At 64.0% G+C, this 311-nt stretch carries 1 pseudogene; it reads left to right on the top strand.

Annotated elements, in window-relative coordinates:
• Positions 1–81: 81 nt before the first annotated feature.
• Positions 82–311: pseudogene (locus tag OR16_RS38880) on the top strand (hypothetical protein); the annotation flags it as partial.

Consider the following 311-nt stretch of genomic DNA (forward strand, 5'->3'; position numbering starts at 1 on the left):
AAGTGCAACTTCTCTGGCCTGCCATAGGCGGTACTGGATGTCGTCAGCAGGCGACCTGGGCCAGTACAGGGAAGAACAAACATGGAGCAACGGAAGTCCTGGTCATCGGTAATGCGCTCCTGCGGCCTGGCTTGCGGCCTGCTGGTGTTTCCGCTCGCCTCGCAGGGGCAGGCACCTGGAAGCGCTGCGCAGGAATTGCTGCGCCAGCAGGAGCGCGAACGCGTCTTGCGCGAGCAGCAGGAATCCACGCCGGATGTGCGAGTACCGATGCCGGCCATGCCGGCGCCCGATCTGTTGCCGAAGGACGAGGA

The organism is Cupriavidus basilensis OR16, from assembly GCF_000243095.1.
GTDB lineage: Bacteria > Pseudomonadota > Gammaproteobacteria > Burkholderiales > Burkholderiaceae > Cupriavidus > Cupriavidus basilensis_D.